This is a genomic window from Streptomyces xingningensis (assembly GCF_054957865.1).
Map to the genome: position 1 here is coordinate 1 of NZ_JBDJPF010000118.1, position 6,093 is coordinate 6,093.

Sequence of the window (6,093 nt, forward strand, 5' to 3'; positions counted from 1 at the left end):
CCACCCCCCCCCCCCCCCCCCCCGGCGCAACCCCCCCAAGGGCGGCGGTTTCTACCGGGGTTGCGGGCCAACCGCCGGCCGCGGGGCGGCGTGGGCGGCGCGGGCCGGGCCCCCCGGCCCCCCGGCCGCGGCGGACAGGCTCGTGGACGTGATCCGGTCCGCCGCGTCCGGCTGACCAGCGCGGGATTACGGGCCCAGGTGCAGTGCCGTGCCCGCCTCGATCAGCACGGCGCATTCGTGGAACGCGTCGTCGCCCTGGCCCATCGGGTCGGGAACGTCGCGGCCGCCGAGGTAGAGGCCGAGTTTGTGCGCGTTGCCCTCGCCGCAGATCGCTCGGAGCGTGTCGAGGATGGCGGCGTCCATCGCCAGGACGCCATCCGCCCAGTCCAGCATCTCCAGGGTGATCTGCTGCGCCCGGTGAGGGGTGAGGTCGAGTCCCAGTCGCCTGGCGGCGTTGATCATGGAAAGGCTGGCGGGCTGGTCCTGCCATTTGCCGATCAGCCCCGCTGAGCGGACCGTCACGGACGTACCGCCCCTGCGGGTGAGCGCGACTTGGGCGAAGGGGGAGCGGCAGTAGTTCCCCAGGCATACGGTCAACAGTTTCCGCATCATGCCGCCCCGGTGGACTCGAGGGCCTGTCCGAGGGCGGAGACGACGAGGCCGATGTCTGTCTCGGTGAGGTACTGGTGGAAGGGCAGGCTGAGGATCTCCTCGCCAGCCTGTTCTGTGGCCGGCAGGGCGCGCCGCCAGGCCGCGAAGGCGGGCTGGAGATGGTTGGGCGGGTAGTGGACGCCCACACCGATGTCCCTGGCCCGCAGGTACACGAATACCTGGTCCCGGTGGGGCACGCGGACCTGGCACAGGTGCGGCACCGAGTGGTCGGCGTCGACGTCGACGAGCGTCACGCGGTCCAGCGGAGCGAGTGCCTGCTGGTAGGTGCGCCACAAGCGACGGCGGGTGCGCTCGGTCGTGCCGAAGTGGTCGAGCTGGGCCAGGCCGATGGCGGCGTTGATGCCCGAGAGCTGGTAGCGCAGGCCGAAGGTGTCCACGCGGTAGGTGGTGATGTTCGCGCGCTCACTCTGCGACTGGGCGACGCCGAGGAGCCGGAGCCGGCGGATCGTGCCGGCGTCCTCAGGGGTACGGGGGATGACCATGCCGCCCTGGCCGCAGGTGAGGTTCTTGATCGGCCCGAACGAGAAGCAGGTCAGGGCCTCGGTCGTCCCCACCCGGCGCGTGCCGTCGCGGGAGCCGAAGGCGTGCGCGGCGTCCTCGATGACAGCGATCGCACGTTCGGTCAGCTCGTCGCGGATGGAGGTGAGGTTGACCGCCCTGCCTCCCAACAGGACCGGGATGACGGCCGCGGTGCTGTCGCTGACCGCCTCCCTGACGAGCTGGTCGTTCACGCACAGCGTGGCGGGGTCGATGTCGACGAATCGCGGGGTGGCGCCGACGGCCAGGATCGCTTGGACCGTCGCGCAGAACGTCATGGAGGGAACGATGACCTCGTCGCCGGGGCCGACCTTGGCGGCGAGCAGGGCGGTGTGCAGTGCCGCGGTGCCGGAGGCGACGGCCACGGCGTCGGGAACGTCGAGGAAGTCGGCGATCCTGCGCTCGAACTCCTCGGTGACGTCGGTGTGTCCGTACTGCCCGGACTCCAGGACCCGGGCGGCCGCCCCGGCCTCCTGCCCGTACAGGTACGGGCTGGCGTTGTGCCTGGCGTCCGGCCTCGAAGTCGTGGTCACGAGGGTTCTCCCTTCGCGACGGCCGGGAGGCCAAGCTCGGCGGCGTCGCCGACGGCCAGGGTCTCGGCATAGTTGGTCAGGAACACCCCGGTCCGGTAGGTGAGACGGTGGTGGTCGACCGGCAGCCCGAACAGGCCGTTCACCATCTGCCCGACGAGATCCGCTCCGGCTGCTTCGGTCAGGGGGAAGCCGCCGGCGATCCGGAGGTTCAGCTCGGTGATCGTGACCGCGCCGTCGGCGCAGATGAACCCCTGCACGCAGCACACACCGCGGGCCTGGACGGCGCCCAATGCCTTGACGACGAGGTCGCGTACGGTGGAGTCGTCGAACGTGGTGGAGACCACGGCACGTCCGGCCTTCACCAGATCCCGGCGACGCAGGATCACTGAGGCCCGTCCGTCGCGGTCCACCAAACAGTCCGCGGTGAACTCGCTGCCGTAGACCCGCTCCTGCACCACCGGTTCCGGTACGAACTCGCATAGGACGCGGGCGTGTTCCCGCCTGTCGATGAAGTGGACGTTCTGCGCCCCGTGGCCGTGGCGGGGCTTGACGACCAGCCCTGTTCCATCGGGGACCTGGTCGATCGCCTCGGGACACCAGGTGCGAGGAGTCGTAATGCCGTGCTCGGCCAGCACCCGGTGGAACGCCGCCTTGTCGATGCAGGCGCGCACCGACTCGGCATCCGGGAGCCACAGGCGAACGCCGTCGGCGTCCAGCTGGGGCAGCATGTCCACCAGCGGCGGCAGGTCGTTCTCGATGCCGGCCACCACCGCGTCCACGGCCAAGTCCCGGCACATCTTGGCCATGACGCTGGGGTAGTCGGGCTCGGTGGCGAGGGGGATGACCCGGGGCACGACGTCGGGCAGCAGGAACCCGGGGGCGAGCGGGTTCGCGTCGGCGGCGACGACCTTGTGTCCCAGACGGGTGAGGCTGCGGGTCAGCCCGAAGCCCGGGTTGGCGCCGACGCCGGTCACGAGAATCCTGCGCGGGATGGGCTGTTCAGCGAGCATGGGCTTCCTCCCCTGTGGGTGCGAGTGCGATCGTGGCGCGGGCCGCGTGCGGGTTGCGCACCAGCGGCGCCCAGCGGTCGGGGTTACGCCGGTACCAGTCGATGGTCTCGGCGAGACCCTCTTCGAAGTCGCGCTCCGGCCGGTATCCGAGGCCGACCGCCTTGTCCCAGATCATGGAGTACCGGATGTCGTTCGACCGTCGGTCGGGAACGTAGATGACCGAGTCCCAGTCGGCGCCGCAGAGGCGCAGGAGGTAGCTGGTCAGCTCTTTGCCCGTGCAGTCGGTGCCGCCGCCGATGTTGTAGACCTCGCCCGGCACACCGGTGCGCAGGACGAGGTCGATGCCGGCACAGTTGTCCTCGACGTGCAGCCAGTTCCGCACGTGCTGGCCCTGGCCGTGGAGGGTGACCTGCTGGCCCCGCAGGAGCCGGGTGGAAAAGAGGGGGATGATCTTCTCGGGGTGCTGGTAGGGGCCGTAGTTGTTCGAGCTACGGGTGACGCACACCGGGACGCCGTAGGTGTGAAAGTAGCTCAGCGCCACGAGGTCGCTTGCGGCCTTCGAGGCAGCGTACGGGACCGTCGGGCGAAGCAGGTCGGCCTCGGTGGCGGAGCCCTCCGGCAGCGGTCCGTAGACCTCGTCCGTCGAGACGTGCACGAACTTGCTGGTGCCGTGCCGCATCGCCGCTTCCGCAAGGGTCTGGGTGCCGAGCACGTTCGTCGACAGGAAGTCGCCGACGGCGAAGAACGAGCGGTCGACGTGCGACTCGGCGGCGAAGTGGACGACCGCTGTGTGCTCCCGCACGAGGGTTTCGACCAGGTCGGCGTCAAGGATGTTGCCGTGGACGAACGTCAACTTCGGGCTGAGGAAAGCCTCGCCGAGGTTCTCGATGTGCCCTGCGTACGTAAGGGCGTCGAGAACAGTCACCTCGGCGACGTCGTCGCCTCGGAGGATGCGTTTGACGAAGTGTGAGCCGATGAACCCGGCTCCGCCCGTGACGAGCACTTTGTTCATGGATGCCTCCAGGGAAGTACGAGCAGCAGGACGGCTGGATGCGCCGCCCGTCTGTGAGAACCACCGCAGCGACGAACCCGCCGGCCGACAGCGGCTCTTGCGGATCGGTGCCTCCGTCGCTTCGTTGCGGTGAGGTGCTTCAGGGGCTCGGTGTTGCCGCCACGTCCTGCTTGAAGGGGAACGCGAAGCCCGGACTGAGTTGAACGGTCTGTGTTTGTAATGCCGCATGTGGGGGCTGCCTCGGAAGACCGGGGTTGTGCCCAGCCATTCCCATGGCGTTACCAGGTGTTCCCATGGGCGGGCGGTACCTGTCGGTCAGCAGCCGAAGCGGGCACTATGGCGGGTGTGGAGATTGACAGGCACCCGCTGGCCTACCTGCTCCACCTCAACGGCTGGTCAGCCCCTCATTACCTGACGCTCTTGGACGCCGCGCACCGTCACCTCGGCTACGGACAGATCACGAAGACGGAGCGCAAGCGGGTCACGCGCTGGACTCGACACGGCGTCACCCCTGAGATGCATGCCCAGAAGGCGATGGCCTTCCTGCACGGCATCCCGGAGGAGGAGGTCACGGCCCGGCCGTGGCCGGAGTGGCTCAAGCTGGCATGTATTCGCGAACGGCGGCTACTTGACGCTGCGTGGGACCCACAGACCACGATTGACCTATTGGATCGCGTCGCCTCGACGGGAGGACCGATGGACCGCAGGGGGTTCCTGGTTGTCACGGGGATAGCCCCGGTTCTTGCCGGGGCCGTCGGTGCCGAGCCCGCCACGGCGCGCTTGCGCGGTCGGCGGATCGGCCGCCAGGCACCGGCCCTGTTCGACAAGGCGCTGGCGGTTCTGCGGCGCCAGGACGATCAACTCGGCTCCGGCCAGGTGCATGCCTCTGCCCGCGCCCAGCTCCAATTGATCACCTCGGCGCTCAAGAACAACGCATACTCCGATGAGACCGGCCGACAGCTCCACGCGGCCGCAGCGGAAGCCGCCCGCATCTGCGGCTGGACCGCCTACGACTCCGGCCACCACGCCCTCGCCGAAGAGTATTACCTGGCCGCTCTGCGCGCGGCTGCCTCTTCCAACGACCCAGTCGTCACTGCCAACACCCTCGCCTTCTGGGCAATCATGCGCTACTCCACCGGCGACCCGCGGGGGGCCGCCGACCTGGTGACCGATGCCCTCGGCCGAGCCCGGCCGATCGGTTCTCCCCGGATGACCGCGATGCTCCACGCCCGCCTGGCCCGTGCGCACGCCCACGCCGGCGACCACCGCGCCTCCGACCGCGCCCAGAACGCCGCCCTCGACGCCTACGACCAAGCACGAGACCGATCGCCACAAGAAGAACCGGACTGCGTGTACTGGGTCAACCTCGGCGAGCTGCACATGCTGGCCGGCTCCTGCGCCCTCAACCTTGGCCACCCCAAGGAGGCGCTGCTCCGATTCACCACCGCTCCGACCACGCTTCGGGCCGCCGACGCCTACCAAGAAGACGACTTCCCTCGTGGCGCCGCCATTTACCTCGCGCGCGAAGCCGAGGCTCGGATCTCCCTCGACGACCTTGACGGTGCTGTCGAGACCGCCCACCGAGCGGTCGAGCACATGGGCGGCGTTTCCTCCGCCCGCGGCACCTCCACCCTTGACGACCTGCGTGCCAAGCTCGCCGTCCGCAAGGAGGTGCCCCTTGTTCGCGACTTCCTGGAACGCACCGCCTGACCCCTACTCCAGCCCCGGGCCCCGCGAGCCTACCTTCGCTGGCGTAACGCCAACGCACGCCACCGCGACGTCCTGGCCACCGAGCGCAGGGAACGCGCCCGCATCCGCAGCGAGAAAGGCATTCCGCTGGGGCGGACGCCCTCTCAAAGCCGCAGCCTGACCGATCCTGGCGAACCTCGCCGGACAGAACAACTAGGGAACAGTGGCTGCCGTCTTGGGCGCGGCCGTCAGCCTCAGGCCGACCTCCACGAGGGTCCAGCCGAGGCGGGTACGGAGGTCCCGGCGGCGCCGGGGCGCGGCGGCGGCGAGACGATACGCGTCGGCTTCGGCACGGAGTCCGGCGGCCAGACCGGTCTCTTCCTTGACCTCCCGCACGGCGGTTCCCGGCAGCGAATCCGCCATATCCATGGCACCGCCCGGAAGTGCCCACAGGTTGTTGTCCCTGCGGCGCTGGAGGAGGATACGGCCTTGGTCATCGGCAACGACCGCTGAAGCTGCCACCACGAGGCTGTTGGGCCTCGGTGCGTTGGGGTCGTCGTAAAACTCGGTACGCGCCACGGAGTTACCGTTCCTATTCAGTGAGCAGGAGTGAGTCTTGGACCCACACCTGGTCACTGCG

6 protein-coding genes and 1 pseudogene are annotated in these 6,093 nt (G+C 69.3%); 2 read left to right on the plus strand and 5 right to left on the minus strand.

Annotation, left to right across the window (positions count from 1 at the left end; all coding sequences use genetic code 11):
- Positions 1–186: 186 nt before the first annotated feature.
- From ABCR83_RS31830 to rfbB, 4 genes are read right to left on the minus strand one after another with little or no spacing between them, the layout of a single operon-like run.
- Positions 187–612, minus strand: a complete 426-nt coding sequence (locus tag ABCR83_RS31830; protein WP_462698742.1) for an arsenate reductase/protein-tyrosine-phosphatase family protein — start codon at positions 610–612, stop codon at positions 187–189.
- Positions 609–1,742, minus strand: a complete 1,134-nt coding sequence (locus ABCR83_RS31835; protein ID WP_462698743.1) for a DegT/DnrJ/EryC1/StrS family aminotransferase — start codon at positions 1,740–1,742, stop codon at positions 609–611. Before ABCR83_RS31835 ends, ABCR83_RS31830 begins: the two co-directional genes overlap by 4 nt.
- The gene (locus tag ABCR83_RS31840) at positions 1,739–2,752 is read right to left on the minus strand and encodes an ATP-grasp domain-containing protein (protein ID WP_462698744.1); all 1,014 of its coding nucleotides are present in this window, start codon (positions 2,750–2,752) and stop codon (positions 1,739–1,741) included. Before ABCR83_RS31840 ends, ABCR83_RS31835 begins: the two co-directional genes overlap by 4 nt.
- Positions 2,742–3,764: a dTDP-glucose 4,6-dehydratase gene (gene rfbB / locus ABCR83_RS31845; RefSeq protein ID WP_462698745.1), complete on the minus strand. Its 1,023-nt coding sequence runs from the start codon at positions 3,762–3,764 to the stop codon at positions 2,742–2,744. Before rfbB ends, ABCR83_RS31840 begins: the two co-directional genes overlap by 11 nt.
- Positions 3,765–4,109: 345 nt before the next feature.
- Here rfbB and ABCR83_RS31850 point away from each other — a divergent pair, with 345 nt between their 5' ends.
- On the plus strand, positions 4,110–5,474 hold the full coding sequence (locus tag ABCR83_RS31850) for a transcriptional regulator (protein ID WP_462698746.1): 1,365 nt from the start codon (positions 4,110–4,112) through the stop codon (positions 5,472–5,474).
- A 6-nt stretch (positions 5,475–5,480) separates the two neighbouring features.
- Positions 5,481–5,634 (plus strand): annotated as a pseudogene (locus ABCR83_RS31855) (IS630 family transposase); the annotation flags it as partial.
- Between the two features lie 32 nt (positions 5,635–5,666).
- Here the strand turns inward: ABCR83_RS31855 and ABCR83_RS31860 are convergent.
- Entirely contained in the window at positions 5,667–6,032 is a 366-nt protein-coding gene (locus ABCR83_RS31860) for an NUDIX domain-containing protein (RefSeq protein ID WP_462698747.1), read from the minus strand.
- Positions 6,033–6,093 lie beyond the last annotated feature (61 nt).